We start from the raw sequence: 21267 nt of genomic DNA on the forward strand, positions 1-21267 counted from the left end.
CTCCTCATCACGCCTTCGCCTGTGTCTCGCGGTCGAACAGGCGGCCGCTCCTGTCCTCGAAATGCGTATGGAGCAGCTGCTCCGCCCGCTCGCTGAGCGGCGCGCCGTAGAACGCGCGATAGAGCGTCTGCACCTCCGCGTTCTCGTGACTCATGCGCCGCGGCGCGCCCTTGTCCTCCGCGTAGAGCGCCTCCATGCGCTTCCTGCGCACCGCCTCATCCGCGGGGAACTCGCTCTTCGGCTGGCCGCCGCCGCCGAGGCAGCCGCCCGGACACGCCATGAACTCGATGAACTGCCAGCGGCTCCGGCCCGTGCGCCGCACCTCCTCGAGCACGCGGCGCGCGGCCGCCATCCCGCTCACGACGGCCACATGCACCATGCCGACGCCCGGCACCTCAGCCTGGGCCTCCTTGATGGCTGTGAGGCCGCGCACGGCCTGCCAGGAGAGGAGATCCGCCGGAGGCTGCCGCTTCGTCGCGAAATAGTAAAGCGAACGCACAGCCGCCTCTGTCACACCGCCCGTCGCCGCGAAGATGCGGCCCGCGCCCGAGCTCTCGCCGAGCACGGAATCATACGCGGCGGGCGCGAGCGCGGAAAAGTCGATGCCGTGCCGCTTGATGAGCCGCGCGAGCTCCCGCGTCGTCAGCACATAGTCGACATCCGCGAGACTGTCCTCACTGAGCTCTGCGCGCTGCGCCTCGAATTTCTTCGCCGTGCAGGGCATGATGGAGACCGTCACGATCGACTCCGGCGCAATCCCCATCTTTGCCGCGTAGTACGTCTTGACCGTCGCGCCTAGCATCGCCGCCGGCGACTTGCAGGTCGAGAGATGGCCCATGAGGTCGGGATAGAAATACTCGCAGAACTTCACCCAGCCGGGACAGCACGAGGTGAAATGCGGCAGTTCCTCCTGCTTTGTCGTCAGACGCACGAGCGCCTCGCTCGCCTCCTCCATGATCGTGAGGTCCGCGCCCGTGCAGGTATCGAACACGGCGTCGAAGCCGAGCGCCTTGAGCGCCGCGACCTGCTGCGCACTGACGACGGCCCCCGGCGCGAGTCCGAACTCCTCGCCGAGCGAGACCTTCGTTGCCGGTGCCGTCTGCACGACGACGTATTTCCCATCGTCGGCGAGCGCCGCCTCGACCTCCTGCAAGGCGGGCCGCTCCGCAATCGCGCCCGTCGGACACCAGAGCGTGCACTGGCCGCAGCCGATGCAGGCCGTCTCATCCTTGATGGGCAGGGGATAGTAGCCGTGCACGCTCATGACCTTCTCGCACGCCTCGATGCACTGGCCGCAGAGGATGCATTTCTCATCGTCACGCACGATGGCGTCATTCTCCGGCGCGATGGCGACGCGTCCCTTGAGCTGCGCGGGGAAATCGCCGCGCCCGTGGTACTGATCCGGCATCCAGCCCTCGCCGCCCGACTGTTTCTGCTCGCTCGCGCATCCTGAGGCCAGGACACCGAGACCGAAAAGGCTCGTGCCCGAGGCAAGCTTCAAGAACTCCCTGCGCGAAATCTTCTGTGCCATGCCGGTCATCCTTTCTCTCCATCATTTAGAAAATTTATACCTTCATGCCTTTTTATAAATTACATGAATTGATTGACAAATTCTATTCTGTGAAACATCATACCACAATCTAATGGATATTTTCCAGTAAAAAATATGATATTTCGCGTATTTTCTACAAAAATACGATGATTTATTGCTAAATTGTGATTTTCGCACTTCTTGTTTGTCACCTTTTCACCATAACTATTAGAAAACCGCCGGGCAGCAGCTGAGACGAGACAGAAACGGCAGGCGCACTGCCAGTGGAATCCGTAGGAGCGGAAGAAAACACGGTTCCCCGACAGGATATCCCTTGGTCTTTGTCGAAAGGTAGTAGCAGATAGAACGAAATATATGCAAAAGACGAAAGGAGTGATTCTCCATGACAGCAAAATCCTGGCGTAGCTGCCGCGTGACCATCAACGGGCGAGTGCGCAAGCTCTCCTACAGCGACGACGCCATCAAGAAACTCTTCCTGCCGTTCCTCCAGCGCCTATCCGACCTCTCGCGCCGCGAGGGGCGCCGTATCGTCATCTACCTCGCAGCCCCCGCCGATACAGGCAAGACGACGCTCGCGCTGTTCCTCGAGCGGCTCTCTCTGCTCGGTGCCGCGAGCGGCCTATTGCCGCTCCAGCGCCTCGGGCTCGAGGGCTTTCAGCGGCAAGCGGACGAGCTCGACGCTGACGACAAGCCCCTCTCTCCCTACGGCCCAAAGGCGTTCGATACCGAGGAACTCACGCGCAAGCTCGCCGCCCTCGCTGCAGGAGAGGAACTGCGCTGGCCTGTCTTCGACCGTGCGCGCCACGAGGCAGTGCCTGATATCACGCCTGTGCGCAAGCCCATCGTGCTCGTCGAAGGCTGCTGGCTGCTGCTCAAGCGGGACGGCTGGGAAAATCTGCGCTCCTTTGCCGACTACACGCTCGCCATCATGGCGCAACCGGAGAGCCTCGCCGCGCGCACGACGCAGCGCCTCATCGCGCGCGGGCTCACGCCGCGCGCGGCGCACGAGCGCTACGACCGCGACTACCGCCCCGCCATCATGCAAGTGCTCACGGACTCCTGGCCCGCGGACGAGACCTGGATCTACAGCGCGGACGGCGACTACCAGCCGCAGCCAGACCGCCTGCGGAACTACCGCGCGAAACAGAAACACACGCAGATGGATTTCGACTCCGTGAAACGGAAAGACGAGCCGATCTTCCGCGCCTACGAGGAGCAGATGACGAAGAGCGGCGGCCAGACGTTCGCCCTCGGCTACCAGCAGGGACTCGAGACGGCGCGCCGCAACATCCTGCGCCGTCTCGCAGGCGCCGGCGGCATGGGGCGTGAGGCGCTCATGGAGACGTTCCACATCACGGAGGCAGAGCTCGACGATCTCCTCTCCTGACAACAGACAAAACGAGGCGGCTTCCCTGCTTTTGAGGAAGCCGCCTCGTTTTGATTTGTATGGGGATATGCCCTTTCAGAAACCCCTGCTCACGCCGCAGCGCGCTGCGCCTTTTTCCTCTGCCACTGCGAGACGAGTACGAGCGCGAAGAGCACGAAGCCAGCGATGTCCGTCAGCATGCCCGGCTTGATCATCATGAGCCCGCCCGCGATGAGGATGATGCGCTCATAAGCGCGGCAGTTGTCCACGAGGTAGCCGATGAGCGCCGAGGAGAGCGCTACCATGCCGATGATGGCCGTCACAGTCGCGAGCAGCACGTTGCCGATGGTCGCGTCGACCATGAGGATGACAGGCGAGAGCACGAACATATACGGGATGATGAACGCCGCAATCGCGAGCTTCGAGGCATTGATGCCCGTTTTGAGCGCGTTGCCGCCCGCGATGCCCGCGCCGGCGAACGCCGCGAGCGCGACCGGCGGCGTGACATCCGCGATGATGCCGAAATAGAACACGAACATGTGCGCCGCGAGCACGGGAACGCCCATCTGAATGATGGCCGGCGCCGCGATCGTCGAGGTGATGACATAGTTCGCAGTCGTCGGCACGCCCATGCCGAGCACGATGGCCGTGATCATCGTGAAAAAGAGTGTCGGCAGCAGCAGGCCGCCCGAAAGCGCGAGCAGGCCGGACGCGAGCTTGAGCCCGACGCCCGTCTTCGTGACGACGCCGATGACGATGCCTGCCGAGGCGCAGGCCACGAGCACGGAAAGCACGTTGCGCGCGCCCTTGTCAAGGCCGCGCACAATCTCGATGGGCTTCATGCGCGTCGATTTCCGAAGCGCCGAGCAGACGATGGAAAGCACGATGGCGACGAGCGCCGCGCGCATCGGCGTGTAACCTGAGACGAGCAGATAGACGATGACGACGAGCGGCAGCGCGAGGTGGCCGCGCTCGATGAAGAGCCTTCCGAACTTTGGCAGCTGCTCGCGCGGCAGGCCCTTGAGGTTGCTGCGCTTCGCCTCGAAATGCACGCCGAGCCAGACGCCTGTGAAATAGAGCAGCGCCGGCACGACGGCAGCCTTGACGATATCGATGTACGGCACGCCGACGAACTCCGCCATGAGGAACGCTGCGGCCCCCATGACTGGCGGCATGAGCTGACCGCCCGTCGAGGCCGCCGCCTCGACGGCACCCGCGAAGTTCTTGTGATAGCCGAGCTTCTTCATCATCGGGATGGTCAGCGATCCCGTGCCGACGACGTTTGCAACCGAGCTGCCAGAGACCGTGCCCATAAGGCCGGACGAGAGCACGGCGACCTTCGCGGGGCCGCCGCTCGCCCACCCCGCAATGCTGTTCGCGAGGTCGATAAAGAATTTCCCCAGCCCCGTCGACTCGAGATACGCGCCGAAGAGGATGAAGAGGAAGATGAACGTCGAGGATACGCCGAGCGGAATGCCGAAAATACCCTCCGTCGTGAAATAGAGATGACCCACGAGCTGGTTGAGCGTGAGACCGCGATGCGCGAGCACGCCTGGCATATACGGCCCCGCGAACGCATAGGCGATGAAGCAGAGCACGACCGTCACCATCGGGATGCCGACGACGCGCCGCGTCGCCTCCACGACGAGCAGGATGCCGATCAGGCCGACGGCGAGATCCGGCGTCGTCACCGTGCCGGAGCGCAGCACGAGCTGCTGGTACTCCAGCACGATGTAGGCGGGCGACGCCGCGCCAAGGATAGCGAGCACGACATCGAGCGGATGCACCTTCGTGCGTGACCAGCGCTTGCGCGACGGATAGAGCAGATAGACGAGCGCGAGGCCGAAGCCGAGGTGCACGGCGCGCTGCAGCTGCGCGTCGAGCACGCCGAACGTCGCCGTGTAGAGCTGGAAGATGGAAAACGTAATCGCGAGTGCCGAGACGAACTTCGCCATGAGGCCCGTGTACTGCATCGTATCGGCATCGCTGTCGTATTTCTTGAGGACCTCCTCCGCGAGCTCTTTCTCTGATTTTTCACTCATACATAACATCCTTTCAGAAGGAATCTTTTCAAAAACACCGCAGCATGCTCAGCGCAGCGCCTCGTAGCCCGGCGCGATACATAGATCCACGCGCGTTCCCGGTGGGAACATCTCGTAGAGGCGCAACGCCCCCGCCTCCGTATAGAGCGTGAGCTGCGTCCCGACGCCTGTACGCAGGGAGACGCTCCTGTAATGGCGATCCATGTGATCGAACACGAAGAAGTCTCCCTCCTCGTGAAACTCTCCCTCGCTGAGCCAGAACGGCAGGCCGACGCCGAACGACTGGTAGCGCGTCGAGCAGAGGCGCAGCTCCCGCTGCTGCCCATCCGCCACGAGATTCTCGAGCACCGGTGTCTTCTGCACGGAGTGCATGAACCATATAGAAAACGGTTGCGGGCGCTCAAGCGGCAAGGCGAGAAGCGTATGCCCCCCGCCTCTCACGAGGAAGACCGGCTGCAGGAGCTGCACGAAGATGAGCAGGCAGCCTGCCGCGAGCGCCGTGAAAATCTTTCTTTTTTTCATGGAGAAAGGGCGGGCAAGCGCCCGCCCCTGCCTTCTTTCTTTAGGAAGCGCGAATCAGCGCTGTTCCTTTACTTGCTTTCCTCGAAGAACTTCTTCGCACCGGCATTCATGTCGAGCGGCATGCCCTTCTCCGCGTTCTCCTTCGAGATGAGCTTGCCGACGGAGTGCGCCGCCTGCAGACGGTCGAGGTTCGAGAAGATGGCCTTCGCAATCTCATAGCCGAGCTTGTCATCCACCTTGTCGTTCACGACGAGCATCGACATGACAGAGATCGTCGGAACCTCCTCATCAAAGCCCGCATACGTGCCAGCAGGAATCTTCGTCTTCGTATAGAACGGATACTTCGCGATCAGCGCATCCGCCTTGTCGCCGTCGATTGGTAGCAGGCGGATCTTGTTCTGCGAGGAGATATCCTGCACAGATGCCGTCGGATAGCCTGCCGTGAGGAAAGCCGCGTCGACGTTGCCGTCCTTGAGCGCGCTGGCCGCCTCGCCGAAGGAGAGGTACTGCACGTTGATGTCATCATAGGTGATGCCGTACGCCGCGAGAATCTGGCGGGCGTTCGCCTCAGCGCCCGAGCCGGCGGCACCGACAGCCACGCGCTTGCCCTTGAGGTCGGCGATTGCCTTGATGCCCGAGCTGTCGAGCGTCACAAACTGGCAAGTCTCAGGATAAAGCGTCGCGATGCCCTTGAGGTTCGTGACCTTCTTGTCCTGGAACATCTCCGTGCCGTTCACCGCGTAATAGGTGAGATCGTTCTGTACGATTGCCATGTCGACCGAGCCGTCCTTGAGCATGTTGATATTCGCGACCGTCGCGCCTGTGCTCTGCGCGCTCGCATTCATGCCCTCGATGTTGTTATTGAGAATCTCCGCGATGGCACCGCCGATGGGGTAGTAGGTGCCCGCTGTACCGCCTGTGCCGATATTGAGGAATTTCTTCTGGCTTGCCTGGTCACCGCCGCAGCCTGCCAGGAGCGCCGCCGAGACGACGACCGCCAAGCCCGCAGCCAAGACTTTTTTCATGGAACCGAACTTCATGGATATCCCTCCAAATCATTCATGTAAATTTCTTATGAAATCTATACAGATTATAGCATAGTACAGTGTACACTCGCAAGGGATATTCCAGTTATTTTTCATAAAGTGTTCAGTTATATTGTATACATGCGTACAACGAAACCGTTTTGTTCATTTCATCTCAAACTAATCGCATTTTCCCGTTGCCGCGCTTCAGCGCGAAACTGATCAGCCGCGCTCCTCGCGCGGCATCGCGAGCTTGAGTGCCTCGCCAATGGTCGCCGCGCCATAGAGCGTGATGCCGGAGACGCCGTCAGCGATCTGTTCGTAGTTCTTGCGCGGCAGGACGACATGACGGAAGCCGAGCCGCTTCGCCTCATGCACGCGCAGCTCCGCCTGCGAGACGGCGCGTACCTCGCCGGAAAGGCCGACCTCGCCGAAGACGATGGTCTTCGGCCGCAAGAGGCGTCCCGCGAAGCTCGACGCCATCGCGACGCAGATGCCGAGATCCGCCGCGGGCTCATCGATACGGATGCCGCCCGCGACCTTCACGTAGACATCGCAGGCGCCGATCTGCAGGTGGACGCGCTTCTCGAGCACGGCGAGCAGGAGCTGGATGCGCTTGATGTCGACGGCGTCTGATGTTCGGCGCGGCGGCACGTAGGGCGTCGGCGCGACGAGCGCCTGCAGTTCGACGAGCAGCGGACGCGTGCCCTCAACGGTCGGTATGATGACCGTGCCGCTGTCCGCCTCGCGCTCGGAGAGAAAGAGCTTCGACGCGTCCGGCACATCGACGAGCCCTGCCTCGCGCATCTCGAAGAGACCGAGCTCGTTCGTGCTGCCGAAGCGGTTCTTCACCGCGCGCAGCACGCGGTACTCTGCGTTGCGCTCTCCCTCGAAATAGAGCACGGTGTCGACAATATGCTCGAGCACGCGCGGCCCCGCGAGGCTCCCCTCCTTCGTCACATGACCGATGAGGAATGCCGCAATGCCGTGCGTCTTCGCGATGCGCAGGAGCGTGCAGGCGCACTCACGCACCTGCGAGACGCTGCCGGGCGCCGAGGCGATGTCCGGGCGCAGCATCGTCTGGATGGAGTCGATGACGAGCAGCGCGGGATGCGTGTTTTCGATATGCGCCTCGATGGTCTCGAGGTTCGTCTCGCTCACGACGAGCAGCGTATCCGCGAGCGCGTCGAGGCGGTCGGCGCGCATGCGCACCTGCCGCGTGCTCTCCTCGCCCGTCACATAGAGCACCGTCTTCCCCTGCCGCGCGACCTGCGCGCACGCCTCGAGCGTGAGGCTCGACTTGCCGACGCCCGGATCGCCGACGATGAGCACCATCGAGCCCGGAATCACGCCGCCGCCGAGTACGCGGTCAAGCTCCGGCGAGCCCGTCGTGAAGCGCGGCAGGTCGCGCGTCTCAACCTCCGCGATAGGCTGCGGCTTCTGCGCGTCCGAGAGCCCGAGGCGCACGCCGCCCTTCCCCGCGCCCTGCGTCTCCTCCGGCACGATCTCCTCCACCATCGTATTCCAGCTGCCGCAGCCCGGGCACTTGCCGAGCCACTGCAGGCTGTCATAGCCGCACTCCTGACACACATACCGCGTCTTTTTCTTTCTCGCCATCCTGCGCCTCCTACCCATATGAAAAACATCCACGCGCATCCCTCATCCCTGCGCACGGACGACCTGGAACACGTCATGGCACAAGCTGAAGCTTCTGCTTCAATGCTCTTTGCAAAGTCTGTGAAAAATTTTACATGAAAAATTGCAAGTGCAAATTGTTCTTGCGATTCCACTTCCTGTACTTCTTTCGCCCTAAGGTATGAGGCAAATATCGACCAGCACTCCTTGCGGATGCGCTCACATATCCACTGGATGAACGGTTCGCAGTCATCGCGATCCATTTTGCAAGGCGTTTGGAGCGCCTGCGATTCGCCGTGCAGGCTTCCTGTCAGCGTCTGGCGGTACATCCGGGACTGCGGCCACAATTATGACCCCATCCATAACGGACGAGGTTTTATGGCGCATTCGATAAGGGATTCCCCGAGACGCCTGCTTACGATATCGAGATGGTATTGGCACGGTCGAGCGCGTCCTGCGCCTCGATGATGATGCGGTTGATGATCGTCTCGACTGGCTCGATTCTATCGAGCGGCAGAAGACTCTGCCCAGCCTGCATCATGCCGTTCTCAGTATCGCCGTCGACGGCGGCCAGTTTGTTTGTCCCCGTCGCCAGTTTCAGCAGTTCTTCCTTCGATGTCTTACCCTCATATTCCATCTTCACAAAATTCTCGGAGAACTTGTTTTTCAGACCGCGCACCGCGCCGCCGATCGTCAGTCCCGTCACAATGGAGTCAGTATCGATCGCCTTGAGGAGTTTTTCCTTCATATTCTGGTGGACAGGGCATTCCTCGGCGACAAGGAAACGCGTCCCCATCTGTACGCCTGACGCCCCCATAACGAGCGCCGCTGCCAGTCCGCGACCATCGGCGAAACCACCCGCCATGACGACGGGAAGACTGACTGCAGGAATGACCTGCGTCATGAGCGGCATGGTTGCGATCGAGCCGATGTGCCCGCCCGCTTCCATACCTTCAACGACGATGGCATCCGCTCCCTTTTCCTCGACGCGCTTGGCAAGCTTGACATTCGGCACAACGGGAATGACCTTGATGCCAGCCGCATGGAGTTTTTCAAAATAGGGCACGGGATTGCCCGCCCCGAGTGTGACAAAGGCCGGCTTTTCAGTGCAGATGACATCGACGATCTCGTCTTTGTTCGGCGCCATGAGCATGACATTGACGCCGAACGGCTTCTGCGTGAGCGTACGACAGCGGCGAATCTCTGCCTGCGTGTATTCCGTCGTGCGCCCGCCCGTCGAAATGATGCCAGCTCCACCGGCATTCGATACGGCAGCAGCAAGCCCCGCGTCGGAAATCCACGCCATTGCGCCTTGGAGGATCGGATACTGGATACCAAGAAGTTCTGTCAGTCGTGTTCCCATAATAAATCGTCCTTCCTGAAGAATGATATTTTTCAGCTTCTTTTGCGGATGGCCGGGCTACAATCAAGACAATTTTATCACGAATATGTCACGCAAAGAAGGGAAAATTCAAGGAACCGCTGATTAAATGAGGTGCCCTGAATTTGCGTAGATGCGCTGTATCTCTCTAGGAGACAAACCGGAGGCGTAGCAGCCAAAACGCTCCATCGCGTTTTGTGCTGAGGATTGTAGGGCGACGAGAGGACAGTGCAGATACGCAAAGGCAGGGTGCCGAATGAATCAGTGGTTCCTCAAGTACAATTCGCCGTGCAGGCTTCCTGTCCGCATCTGGCAGTATATCCGGGGGGGTGGCCACGATTGCTCTTGCGCGGCGGTGTGCCGCGCTTCAGTTCATGATGCTGTATCTGCGATGAGAAAAGCAACGTCCCAAAAAAGGCAGCGCCTACGCCTTTTCCGACATAGGTGCTGCCCTTTCTCATTTGCCGTTTTTCATCTGCTGTCTCTCGCGCTGCCTGCGCCGCACACGGCGCACGCAGGCGCGGCCGAGCCAGACGAGCGACCAGAGGAGATTCGCCGCGAGATTGCCGAGGCGCGCGGTGCGGCCACGCGGCGCGAGGTGATTACGCCTCCGCATGGACGCCTCCGGTGCCTGCCGGCTCCTTTCCGGCAGTCCCGCCTGACGCGCTGCCGCCTTTGGCATGCGCGGCCTTCGCGTGCGTGCTGCCAGCGGTGGCTTTGGCCGCCTTCGCCTTTTTCACCTTGGCGACGAAATCGAGCGCATCGCCGGTCTTCTTGACGTAGATGGTCTCTCCCGCCTTGAACTTGCGCGCGAGGAGCTGCTCGGCGAGCGGATCCTCGATGAGGCGCTGGATGGCGCGCTTGAGCGGGCGCGCGCCGTACTTGAAGTCGGTGCCCTGCTCGACGAGCTTGTTCTTCGCCGCGGGACTGATCTCGAGCGAGAGGCCGCGCTCCGCGAGGCGGTCCTTGACGCCGCGCAACAGGATGTCGACGATCTTCGCGAGCTCGGCGCGGCCGAGCGGATGGAACACGATGAGCTCGTCGATGCGGTTGAGGAACTCCGGCTTGAAGATGCGCTTGACCTCCGCGAGCACGCGCTTTTTCGCGCTCTCGTTCCTGTCCTCGTCCGTCTCCTCCTTCGCCGCGAAGCCGAGCGCCGGCGGCGCCTGCCGCAGGAAGTTCGCGCCCGCGTTGCTCGTCATGATGATGACCGTGTTGCGGAAGTCGACCGTGCGTCCCTGCCCGTCGGTGAGACGGCCGTCCTCGAGCACCTGCAGCAGCAGGTTGAAGACGTCAGGATGCGCCTTCTCGATCTCATCGAGCAGGATGATGCTGTACGGCTTCCTGCGCACGGCGTCCGTGAGCTGGCCGCCCTCCTCGTAGCCGACGTAGCCCGGAGGCGCGCCGACCATGCGCGAGACGGAGTACTTCTCCATGTACTCGGACATGTCGAAACGCAGGATGCTGTCCTCGCTGCCGAAGAGTACTTCAGCGAGCGTGCGCGCGAGCTCGGTCTTGCCGACGCCCGTGGGACCGAGGAAGAGGAAGGATCCGATGGGGCGCTTCGGGTCCTTGAGGCCCGCGCGCGCACGGCGCACGGCCTTCGAGACGGCCTTGACGGCTTCCTCCTGCCCGACGACGCGGCGCGTCAGCACGCGCTCCATGTGAAGCAGGCGGTCGGACTCCTTCGCCGCGATGCGGCGCACGGGAATCCCCGTCCAGAGCGCGACGACGTCCGCGATGTCATTTTCCGTGACCGTGATGGGGCTTTCCTCCTTTTTCTCCCAGCGGCTCTTCGCCGCCGCGAGTTCCTCCTTCAGCTTCTGCTCGGCGTCGCGCAGATGTGCGGCGCGCTCGTAGTCCTGCGAGGTGATGGCGGCCTCCTTGTCGTTTGTGAGGCGCGAGAGCTTTTCGCCGACCGCCTTGACCTCCGGCGGCTGCTCGACCATCTTCATGCGTACCTTGGACGCGGCCTCATCCATGACGTCGATGGCCTTGTCCGGCAGGAAGCGATCCGTGATGTAGCGATGGCTGAGCTTGACGGCAGCCACGATGGCATCGTCCTGGATGGTCGCGCGATGGAACGCCTCATACTTGTCACGCAGTCCCTTGAGAATGGCGATGGCATCGTCGACGCTCGGCTCCTCGACCATGATGGTCTGGAAACGGCGCGAGAGCGCGGCATCCTTTTCGAGGTGCTTCTTGTACTCATCGAGCGTCGTCGCGCCGATGATCTGAATCTCGCCGCGCGAGAGCGCGGGCTTCAGGATGTTTGCGGCGTCGAGCGCGCCCTCGGCAGCACCCGCGCCGACGAGCGTATGCATCTCATCGATGAAGAGGATGACGTCGCCCGCACGACGGATCTCGTCGATGACACCCTTGAGGCGCTCCTCGAACTCGCCGCGGTATTTCGCGCCCGCGACGAGCGAGGCCATCGAGAGGGACATGACGCGCTTATCCTGCAGCATATAGGGCACGGTGCCCTCGACGATGCGCTGCGCGAGCCCCTCGGCGATAGCGGTCTTGCCGACGCCCGGCTCGCCGATGAGGATGGGGTTGTTCTTCGTGCGCCGCGAGAGGATCTGGATCACGCGCTGGATCTCCTTTTCCCGTCCGATGACGGGATCCATCTTCTCCTGCCGCGCCATGTCATTGAGGTTCCGCCCGTAGCGGTTGAGCAGCGGCGTCGCGTTCTTCCTGCCGCCTGACGCCGCGCCCTGCACGTCGGCGTCTGGGTGCTTCGCATCGAGCATGTTGTAGACGGCCGTGCGCAATTCCTCGAGGTCGACACCCATCGACTCGATGACGCGCGCGCCAGCACTCGACTCGTCGCTCAAGAGGCCGAGCAGGATATGCTCCGTACCGACGTAGTTATGGCCGAGCCGCTGCGCCTCGCGCATGCTCATCTCCATCGCGTGCTTCGCGAGCGGCGTGTAGTACGGGTTGTCCGACGGATACTGCTCCTCCTGCTCGAGCACGTTCTCCACCTGCTGGCGCACGGCGGCAAACTCGAGGCCGACGGCACCGAGCGCCTTGGCCGCGATGCCCTCCTTTTCATGCAGGAGGCCGAGCAGGATATGCTCCGTACCGATATAGTCCTGCTGGAGCTCCTGCGCCTCATACTGCGCGAACTCGATGGCATGAACCGCGCGATTCGTAAATCTTCCCTGCCTCATGCCTGCTGCCTCCCTTCGCCCGGATGCGCGGCGAGCGCCTTGCGCACCGTCTCCGCGCGCAGCTTGTCGAGCTCGCCGCTCGACATGTTTTCCGTTCCCGCGAGAATCTCGAGCCAGCTCGTGCGGCTGCCGATGAGGATCTCCGGATAGCAGTCGGCGGAGACCTCTTTGATGAGGCGCATATCGATGCCGAGCCGCACCTTGGAAAAGAGCGTGAGGACCTCCTTCTCCGTGAGCAGCCGCGCATAGCGCAGCGTGCCGTAGGCGCGCCAGATGCCGTCCTCGAGATGCTCCTTCATGTAGAGCGAGAGCGCCTTGCGCGCGCGGCGCTCGTGCGCGATGATCTCCGTCACGGCGCTCTTGAGGTTGTCGATGATCTCCTCCTCGCTGAAGCCGAGCGTGAGCTGGTTCGAGACCTGGAAGAGGTTGCCTACGACCTCCTTGTCGTCGCCGTAGAGCGCGCGCAGCGAAAGACCGAGCTGCTGCGAGATATTGATGATGTTGTTGATGTTGCGCGTATAGACGAGCCCCGGCAGATGGAGTACGACCGATGCGCGCAGGCCCGTGCCGAGGTTCGTTGGACACGACGTGAGATAGCCCATCTTCTCGTCGAACGCGAGGTCGAGCTGTCCTTCGATGGCGTCATCGATAGCGGAAGCGAGCGCATAGGCCTGCTCGAGATCGAGCCCCGCGCGCATGCACTGGATGCGCAGATGATCCTCCTCGTTGACGAGCAGGCTCACGCTCGCGTCATCGGCGAGGAAGGCCACGCGGTCCTGCGGGTTCTTCACAAGATTCTCCGTGATGAGACGCTTGTCGACGAGCACCTCCCGCTGCAGCTTCGTGAGCTTGTCCATCGCGTAGCGGCCAAAATGCCTGTGCGCCGCGTCCGCCACGGCCGGGATCGCGCCGTCTGTGAGCTGCAGCACCGCCGCGAGCTGCTCGAAATCCGCCCGATTCGGGAACGGGATCTTGCGGAAATTCCGCGCGAGCCGGATGCGGCTCGAGAGTACGACATCGCTCTCCGGTGCCTGGCTCGTGAGCCATGGCAGGCGGTTCGCGTGGAAAACATCCTGCGTGACCGAATTATCTTGCGGCATCTGCCTCGCCCCCTTCCTCCTGCATGAGCTTCTTCTCGAGCGCGCGGATCTGGTCGCGGTACTCCGCCGCCTGTTCGTACGCTTCCTTTGCTACGGCGTCCTTGAGCGCCGCGCGCAGCACCTCGATCTCGTGCTTCGTCTCGAGGCGCCCGCCCGTGCGGTGCGGGATCTTGCCGCTGTGCACGCTCGAGCCGTGGATGCGCCGCAAGAGCGGCTCGAGTTGCGCGCGGAACGTATCGTAGCAGACGCTGCAGCCGATCTTGCCCGTCTGCTGGAAATCGCGATAGCGCATGCCGCAGTTCGGACAGACGAGCTCCTCCGCCTCGGGCGTGTCCTCCTCGCGCGGACGCGGCGTATTGCTGAACACTCCTTTCAGAAAATCATTCACCGACATCGCGCGCTCCTGCGGCGCGAACATCGTATTGCCGTATTTCTGGGCACAGTCCTCGCAGAGATTCTTCTCCACGCGGCCGTTCGGTCCGATCTGCACGATATGGACCACGGCCTCCTTCTTGCCACAATCATCACAAATCATTCGATATCCTCCCTCTGCGAGCTGGCATTCCCTGCGGATATTGCCACACCTAGGAAACCACTGATTCATTCAGCGGTTCCCTACGAGAATTTCTCCAGCGTCAGGAAAAGCGACTGGATCATCTGCACTTTCTCCGCGACATCCATCGTCGGCGAGTGGAACAGGCCATCGATGACCTGCATGCAGAGCGCCGCCTCACGCTGCGTGATGAGCTCATGCTGCTGCAGGTAGTGGAGCATCCCCTCCACCTCTCCATACGTCGTATCACCTGTGATCTTGCTGCGCATATCGGCATAAATGAGATTCTTCACCTGCTGCCGGTCCGGCACCTGCACGATGCGGATATAGCCGCCGAGGCCGCGCCGCGACTCGACGACGAACCCCTTGTCCTGCGTGAAACGCGTCGACAGCACATAGCTGATCTGCGACGGCGCGCAGGAAATCTTGTCCGCGATATCCGTGCGCCTCAGTTCCACCTTGCCATCCTGCTGCTGCGCAAGCTGCTGACGGATGTATGCCTCGATCAAGTCTGCTATGTTGCTCATACAACCACCTTCTATTTTAGATTGACTATTTGACTTTTGCTCGACTCTATTATATGAAACATACACCCATTTGGCAAGAGAAAAATGCAGGCCGCCCCCTCCGCAGCCGAAAGCCTGCGGAGGGGCACAGACAGACAGAGGGCGCCTCGTATGCAGAGGCACCCTTGAAAAAGGAAAGCCGATGCAGCAAGCGCCGCGCCGGCCTTCTCGATATTTCGCCAGAGGTTGCTGAGGGATAGCTGCTGCGGCGCGATATGCTGCCAGCAGCCGCGTCACTCAGGACAAGCCGAACAAGCCGCCGAGACAGCGGACGAGGAACGCCACGCACCAGGCAATCACGCACTGCGTGACCACCGTGTAGAGCGCGTTTCTGCCGCCGGACTCGCGCTTCACGGTCGCGATGGCCGCGACGCAGGGCGTATAGAGCAGCGTGAACACGAGGAACACGAGCGCCGTGAACGGTGTGAAGAGCGCCTGCAGCGCGTGGATATCCTCGCCCGCGAGCACCGTGAGCGTAGAGACGAGCGTCTCCTTGGCCGTGAAGCCCGTGAGAATGGCCGTCGCGACACGCCAGTCGCCGAAGCCGAGCGGCGCGAAGAGCGGCGCGACCAGGCGACCGATGGACGCGAGCAGGCTCTCGTCCGGCGCCGCCGCGGGATTGAGCTGTCCGTCAAACATCTGCAAGAACCAGATGAGGATGGACGCCACGAAGATGATGGTGAACGCCTTGACCACGAAGCCCTTCGCCTTGTCCCAGACGAGGCGCACGACGCTTTTCGCCGAGGGGATGCGGTAGTTCGGCAGTTCCATGACGAACGGCACCGGCTCGCCGCGGAACTTTGTATGATCGAGCACGAGCGCGTAGAGAATGCCGCAGAAGATGCCGAAAAGATAGAGCCCGATCATCACTGCCGCCTGCAGATGCGGCGGGAAGAACGCCCCGATGATGAGCGTGTAGATGGGCAGCTTCGCGCTGCAGCTCATGAACGGCGTGAGCAGGATCGTCATCTTCCTGTCGCGGTCGCTCGAGAGCGTGCGCGTCGCCATGATGGCCGGCACCGAGCAGCCGAAGCCGACGAGCAGCGGCACGATGCTGCGCCCGGAAAGTCCGATTCTGCGCAGCAGCCTGTCCATGACGAACGCCACGCGCGCCATGTAGCCCGTATCCTCGAGAATCGAGAGGAAGAAATAGAGCGTCACGATGGTCGGCAGGAAGCCGATGACCGTACCGACCCCCTGCAGCACGCCGTCGATGAGGAGCGCGTGCATGACGGGATTGACGCCCGCCGCCGTGAGTCCCGCGTCGATGGCATCCGTCACGCTGCTCACGAGCAGCTCCATGAGCGAGGTCAGCCATGCCCCGATGCCGTTGAACGTCATGAGGAAGATGAACGCCATGATGCCGAGGAAGATCGGGATGGCCGTATAGCGTCCCGTGAGCAGGCGGTCCATCTGCATACTGCGGCGATGTTCCCGGCTCTCATGCGGCCGCACGACCGTCGTCCGGCAGAGGCGCGTGAGAAACGCGAACCGCATGTTCGCGAGCGCGGCCTCCGCGTCGAGGCCGGACTCCTGCTCCATGACGGCGGAAATCTTATCGTAGATGACCTTCTGCTCGGGCGGGATGGCGAGCTTCGCCTCGATGAGCGGATCATGCTCGATGAGCTTCGTCGCCGCGAACCGCACGGGAAGCCCCGCCTTCTGCGCGAGCGGCTCTATAAGATGCGCCATCGCGTGGATGCCGCGGTGCACGGCCGCCACGGGATCGGCCGGATCCTCGCTGTCCGCGCAGAAATCGATGCGCGACGGCTGCTCGTGGTTGCGCGCCACATGCAGCGCGTGCTCGACGAGCTCGTCGATGCCCTCGTTCTTCGCCGCGGAGATCGGCACGACAGGGATACCGAGCGCCTGCTCTAGCTCGTTGATATGCACCGAGCCGCCGTTGCCGCGCATCTCATCCATCATGTTGAGCGCAAGCACCATCGGGATGCCGAGCTCCATGAGCTGCATCGTGAGGTAGAGATTGCGCTCGAGATTCGTCGCGTCGACGATGTTGATGATGCCATCAGGATGCGTATGCAGCAGGAAATCACGCGTGACGATCTCCTCATTCGAGTACGGAGAGAGCGAGTAGATGCCCGGCAGATCCGTCACGCGCGCCTCGGGATGCAGGCGCATCTGCCCATCCTTGCGGTCGACCGTCACGCCGGGGAAATTCCCCACATGCTGGTTCGCGCCTGTGAGCTGATTGAAGAGCGTCGTCTTGCCGCAGTTCTGATTGCCGACAAGCGCGAACGAGAGCGGCGCTCCCGCAGGGATCTCCGTCGCCTTATCATGGCGGTGATAGCTCGGGGCGCGGTCGAACTCCCCGCGGCCCGGATGCGGGATCGAGCGGTGCGTCTCGCGCGGTGTCTCCTCCGCCTGCCGCGCCGCCGCGCGCACATCGCTCACGACGAGCAGCCGCGCCTCATCGAGCCGCAGCGTCAGCTCATAGCCGCGCACCTTCACCTGGATCGGATCCCCCATCGGCGCGCGCTTCACGAACGATACCTCTGCACGCGGCGTGAGCCCCATATCGAGCAGATGATGGCGCAGCGCCCCCGTGCCCTGCACCAGCGCGATCACCGCAGCCTGCCCCGGTTGCAATTCATCGAGTGTCATCAATCCCCTTCATCCTTTCCCCTGCTGCCGCCATCAGTTGCGGCATACGAACCTTCTCTGTCTATTCCTATCATAAAACATCTTTATCCCGCCTGCAACCCGTCGCAGCAGCGAAGGAAAGTCCCCTGCTGCCAGGACGCACGCCCCGTTATTTGACCGCCTCCCAGTGCGATGTTATACTTTTCTATAAATAAAAAACACGAAAGGGCGCACTGATGCCATCAGCGCTCCCGGAAGAAACGAGGAAGATACCCTATGAGCCTTGACGGTTTCTCCATGCATGCGCTCGTCAAAGAACTCAGCCGCGCCCTCATCGGCGGGCGCATCGACAAAATCACCCAGCCGAACAAGCAGACCATCATCCTTTCCGTGCGCCAGCCGGGCAGGAACTACCTGCTCCACATCACGACAAATCCCGCGAATCCCGCCGCGCACCTCCTCGAGAAACCGCTCGAGAACCCGCCGGAGCCACCCGTCTTCTGCATGGTACTCAGAAAACAGATCGAGACCGGCCGCATCGCCGCGCTGAGACAGCACGGCCTCGACCGCCTGCTGCTCCTAGACATCGACACGCTCGCTGCGGGCGGGCGCATCACGACAAAGACGCTCGTGCTCGAGCTCATGGGCAAATACAGCAACATCATCCTCGTCGAGGACGGCATCATCCTCGACGCCCTGCGCAAGATCGGCACGACGAGCAGCCGCGTGCGCACCGTTTTGCCCGGAGATGCCTACGAGCTGCCGCCCATGCAGGACAAGCTCGACCTCTTCGCATCTCCGCTCGCGGACATCCTCGCGCGCGTCAGACAGCAGCAGGAGCTCAAGCTGCAGAAAGCCCTGCTCGCCGCCTGCATGGGCTTTGGCCCCGTCTCCGCCCGCGAGGCGGCATTCCTCGCCGGGCTTCCGGCAAATCTCCTCGTGCGCGAGATGGATGCGGCGGACTTCGCCTCGCTCGGGCAGGCACTCACTGAGCTCAAGGAAGCAGCGGACGCGGACGCCCCAGCCCCCGCCATCGTGACCGACGCGCATGGGAAGCTGCTCGCCATGGCGGCGTTCCCGCTCCACTACCTCACGGAGGGAAAGGCGACCAGCTACGCGAGCCTCTCCGCCATGCTCGACGCCGCCGACCGGCTCGCAGGCAGCTACGTCCTCCCCGACAAAGACCGCTTCACCCGCCTCGTGAAGAACGAGCTCCACCGCGCGCAGGCAAAAATCGGCAAGCTCGACGAGGAAATCGCCGCTGCCGAGAATGCCGAGGACTGGAAGATCCGCGGTGACAACCTCATGACCTATCAATACCAGTACCAGGATCATGCCGACAAAGCCATCACTGTGGCGAACATCTACAGCGAGACCGGCGAGCAGATCACCATCCCGCTCGACCAGCGCCTCACGATCATCGGCAACATGCAGGCCTGCTACAAGAAATACGACAAGCTCAAGCGCGCGCAGAGCCTGCTCGCCGTGCAGCGCCGTAACTGCGAGGAAAATATCGCCTACCTCGAGAGCATCGAGGCGAGCCTCCTCTCCTCCTCGAGTCTCGCCGAGATCAACGAGATCCACAACGAGCTCGTCGCCGGCGGCTATCTGCACGAAAAGCCGAAGAAAAAGAACAACGACAAGCCCGCCAAGCCCTTCCAATTCACCGCTCCCGACGGCACGGCCATCCTCGTCGGCAAGAACAACTACCAGAACGACCGTCTCACCTGCAAGACGGCAAGCTACAACGACACCTGGTTTCACACGAAGGACATCCCCGGCTCTCACGTCATCCTGCGCAACGGCGGCCAACCGCTCACGGATGAGAATCTCCTGCTCGCCGCCATGCTCGCCGCCCATTTCAGCAAGGCGCAGAGCGGCTCGAACATCCCCGTCGACTACACGCAGATCCGCTACGTGAAAAAGCCCTCCGGCGCCAAGCCCGGCTTCGTGATCTTCACGAACCAGCAGACCGTCTACGTCACGCCCGACGAGGAGCGGCTCGCGCGCGTCCTCGAGCGCGAAAAGAAAAGCCCGAATCATCAAGGGTAATCGATCCGTAAACATTGCACCCTTGCATTACATTTAGCACAATGCCTGTAAACCCAGGCTTCTCCGAGGGTATCAGCGGAACTTTGGCATCCTTTAAAGGCAGTCGCTTCATCTGCTCCAATCCCTGCTCAATGTCGCGGAGATTAAGGAACCGCTGATTAATTCGGCACCCTGCCTTTGCGTATCTGCACTGTCCTCTCGTCGTCGACAAATCCTCAGCGTAGCTCTGCTACGCCTCCGGTTTGTCTCCTAGAGAGATACAGCGCATCTACGCAAATTCATGGCACCTCATTTAATCAGCGGTTCCTTAAGAATATCTCCCTCTCGGAAAGGGAATGCCGACTTCCAATAGACTTCCTTGCCGCCATCAGCAAAGCGAACTTCGCCAATCCGTCCTTCCGCCAGCATCAGCCGCAACTCCCCATAGAGTTGACTTCGGCATGCGGCGGACTCGTCGCCATTCGAAACAGAGGACCCGAAAAGTCTGGTACTGGACTTTTCGGGCCCTCTGTTTTTATCGAGATACGATCCTTGCCAATAGATTTCGCTACACTTGTAGCAACAATCCTGAAGTAGATATTCGGTTAGCCTGACGTTGAAGAACCGTGTTCCCAACTCAAAATGGAAAGGGTCCGGCGCTTTGACCCGCCGACCTTTCTATGTCTGATGGCAGCATAAGCCATCTATACCTGCAAGCACTGTCACTGGGAAGGCAATTAGCCCAGATAGCCCATCTCTATCTCGTCGACACGGCTATTCTCAATCTCAAAGACGAGCCCGATGCTCTGGTCTTCATCGCAGTAGTAGATGTACTTATCCCCGCGGATCTTGTCGGGTTCACCGTAGGCTGCCTTGACGGCGTCAAGGGTGGAGCCGACTTCGATGTTTGCGGCAGTCTTGATGCCATTGTGGCGGGAAATCTCGACGTGGCGTGCGTAACCGTCGACGAACTTCAGCTCGAAGGAATCGCCGTACTCGTATTCCGTTACCTCGCCATTCCACACCGTATGGTGCTTCGTCTCCACCTCTGTCGGCGCGCCGTACACCTGCCGGACGTAGTCCTCAGAAGCTCCGTATTCAATGCCGCCAGCGACGAGTGCCGATGACGGGACAGCTGCAGAACAGACTGCCGCGCTCATCGTCAGAACAGCACCAGCAGCCAGTGAAGGAATCCATTTTTTCATCATAATCATCTCCGTTTCCATGCATCTAAATAGAATAAAATTTTATTTTATTCTACAGAACCTGCATGAAAACTGCATGGAAAGAAGCTTGGAAGGCTGTCTCAAAGGCCGTCACAATGACCTGCAATGGCGCGTCGAGGGCTGCACGGCGGCTTCGCGCAAGCCCTCGGGGATGCCGTAGCAGGCCTCAGCGAGGCTGCCAGCGATGGCGGCGATGGTATCACTGTCGCCGCCAATCGAGATGGCATTGCGGATGGCGTCCTCGAAGTCCGTCGAGGGGAAGAATGTAATGGTGTTATCCGTCGGACGGCACTTCGGATGGAATAGCGTGAAATCCTTGTGGCGGTAATTGAGCCACTCAAACCGCGATAGTGTAAAATCAATTGAAGAAGGCGTCCATGCCGTCCTCAAAGCGGAACTGGCAAGATTTCTCGGCTATGAGAAGCACAGTTCCGGCGCGAAATCAACATGTCGATTCGTTGGAAACCACCATCATCCAACTCTACCAACGC

At 61.4% G+C, this 21267-nt stretch carries 17 protein-coding genes; 2 read left to right on the forward strand and 15 right to left on the reverse strand.

Features of this window, described 5'->3' with window-relative positions; translation table 11 throughout:
- Positions 1–7: 7 nt before the first annotated feature.
- Complete coding sequence (locus F599_RS0101190; protein ID WP_244869316.1) at positions 8–1531, reverse strand: [FeFe] hydrogenase, group A; 1524 nt, start codon at positions 1529–1531, stop codon at positions 8–10.
- Between the two features lie 403 nt (positions 1532–1934).
- On the opposite strand from F599_RS0101190, the gene F599_RS14675 reads away from it, so the two are divergent.
- Entirely contained in the window at positions 1935–2939 is a 1005-nt protein-coding gene (locus F599_RS14675; protein WP_019541707.1) for a nucleoside/nucleotide kinase family protein, read from the forward strand.
- Positions 2940–3028: 89 nt separating this feature from the next.
- On the opposite strand, the gene F599_RS0101200 is transcribed toward F599_RS14675, so the two are convergent.
- The 11 genes from F599_RS0101200 to feoB all read right to left on the reverse strand — a co-directional run bounded on the left by F599_RS0101200 (position 3029) and on the right by feoB (position 17540).
- Entirely contained in the window at positions 3029–4960 is a 1932-nt protein-coding gene (locus F599_RS0101200) for a TRAP transporter permease (RefSeq protein ID WP_019541708.1), read from the reverse strand.
- A 48-nt stretch (positions 4961–5008) separates the two neighbouring features.
- Complete coding sequence (locus F599_RS0101205; protein ID WP_019541709.1) at positions 5009–5482, reverse strand: DUF1850 domain-containing protein; 474 nt, start codon at positions 5480–5482, stop codon at positions 5009–5011.
- A 68-nt stretch (positions 5483–5550) separates the two neighbouring features.
- Positions 5551–6522, reverse strand: a complete 972-nt coding sequence (locus F599_RS0101210) for a TAXI family TRAP transporter solute-binding subunit (protein ID WP_019541710.1) — start codon at positions 6520–6522, stop codon at positions 5551–5553.
- Positions 6523–6729: 207 nt separating this feature from the next.
- A complete protein-coding gene (gene radA, locus F599_RS0101215) occupies positions 6730–8124 on the reverse strand; it encodes a DNA repair protein RadA (protein WP_019541711.1) in 1395 nt (464 codons plus the stop codon).
- Between the two features lie 433 nt (positions 8125–8557).
- Positions 8558–9505 carry a nitronate monooxygenase gene (locus tag F599_RS0101220; RefSeq protein WP_019541712.1) on the reverse strand — a complete coding sequence of 316 codons (948 nt, stop codon included), beginning with the start codon at positions 9503–9505 and terminating at the stop codon, positions 8558–8560.
- Between the two features lie 475 nt (positions 9506–9980).
- Positions 9981–10139, reverse strand: a complete 159-nt coding sequence (locus F599_RS15725; protein ID WP_019541713.1) for a hypothetical protein — start codon at positions 10137–10139, stop codon at positions 9981–9983.
- The gene (locus F599_RS0101230; RefSeq protein ID WP_019541714.1) at positions 10126–12699 is read right to left on the reverse strand and encodes an ATP-dependent Clp protease ATP-binding subunit; all 2574 of its coding nucleotides are present in this window, start codon (positions 12697–12699) and stop codon (positions 10126–10128) included. The genes F599_RS15725 and F599_RS0101230 overlap by 14 nt, the downstream gene beginning before the upstream one ends.
- Positions 12696–13799, reverse strand: a complete 1104-nt coding sequence (locus F599_RS0101235) for a protein arginine kinase (protein ID WP_019541715.1) — start codon at positions 13797–13799, stop codon at positions 12696–12698. Before F599_RS0101235 ends, F599_RS0101230 begins: the two co-directional genes overlap by 4 nt.
- On the reverse strand, positions 13786–14334 hold the full coding sequence (locus tag F599_RS0101240; RefSeq protein ID WP_019541716.1) for a UvrB/UvrC motif-containing protein: 549 nt from the start codon (positions 14332–14334) through the stop codon (positions 13786–13788). The genes F599_RS0101235 and F599_RS0101240 overlap by 14 nt, the downstream gene beginning before the upstream one ends.
- Before the next feature lie 80 nt (positions 14335–14414).
- Positions 14415–14879: a CtsR family transcriptional regulator gene (locus tag F599_RS0101245; protein WP_019541717.1), complete on the reverse strand. Its 465-nt coding sequence runs from the start codon at positions 14877–14879 to the stop codon at positions 14415–14417.
- A 276-nt stretch (positions 14880–15155) separates the two neighbouring features.
- Positions 15156–17540: a ferrous iron transport protein B gene (gene feoB, locus F599_RS0101250; protein ID WP_019541718.1), complete on the reverse strand. Its 2385-nt coding sequence runs from the start codon at positions 17538–17540 to the stop codon at positions 15156–15158.
- Between the two features lie 255 nt (positions 17541–17795).
- Between feoB and F599_RS0101255 the strand changes: the two genes are divergently transcribed.
- The gene (locus tag F599_RS0101255; RefSeq protein WP_019541719.1) at positions 17796–19571 is read left to right on the forward strand and encodes an Rqc2 family fibronectin-binding protein; all 1776 of its coding nucleotides are present in this window, start codon (positions 17796–17798) and stop codon (positions 19569–19571) included.
- Here F599_RS0101255 and F599_RS16140 read toward each other — a convergent pair.
- From F599_RS16140 to F599_RS16235, 3 genes are all read right to left on the reverse strand, one after another.
- Positions 19501–19782, reverse strand: coding sequence for a POTRA domain-containing protein (locus F599_RS16140; protein WP_277613080.1), 282 nt, complete (start codon positions 19780–19782; stop codon positions 19501–19503). The two genes, F599_RS0101255 and F599_RS16140, sit on opposite strands and share 71 nt — an antisense overlap.
- A 505-nt stretch (positions 19783–20287) precedes the next feature.
- Complete coding sequence (locus tag F599_RS0101265; protein ID WP_026327727.1) at positions 20288–20764, reverse strand: hypothetical protein; 477 nt, start codon at positions 20762–20764, stop codon at positions 20288–20290.
- Positions 20765–20866: 102 nt separating this feature from the next.
- Positions 20867–21166, reverse strand: a complete 300-nt coding sequence (locus F599_RS16235) for an ADP-ribosylglycohydrolase family protein (protein ID WP_026327728.1) — start codon at positions 21164–21166, stop codon at positions 20867–20869.
- Positions 21167–21267: the final 101 nt, after the last annotated feature.

The sequence above is a fragment of the Selenomonas bovis DSM 23594 genome (assembly GCF_000381005.1).
GTDB classification, from domain to species: domain Bacteria; phylum Bacillota; class Negativicutes; order Selenomonadales; family Selenomonadaceae; genus Selenomonas_C; species Selenomonas_C bovis.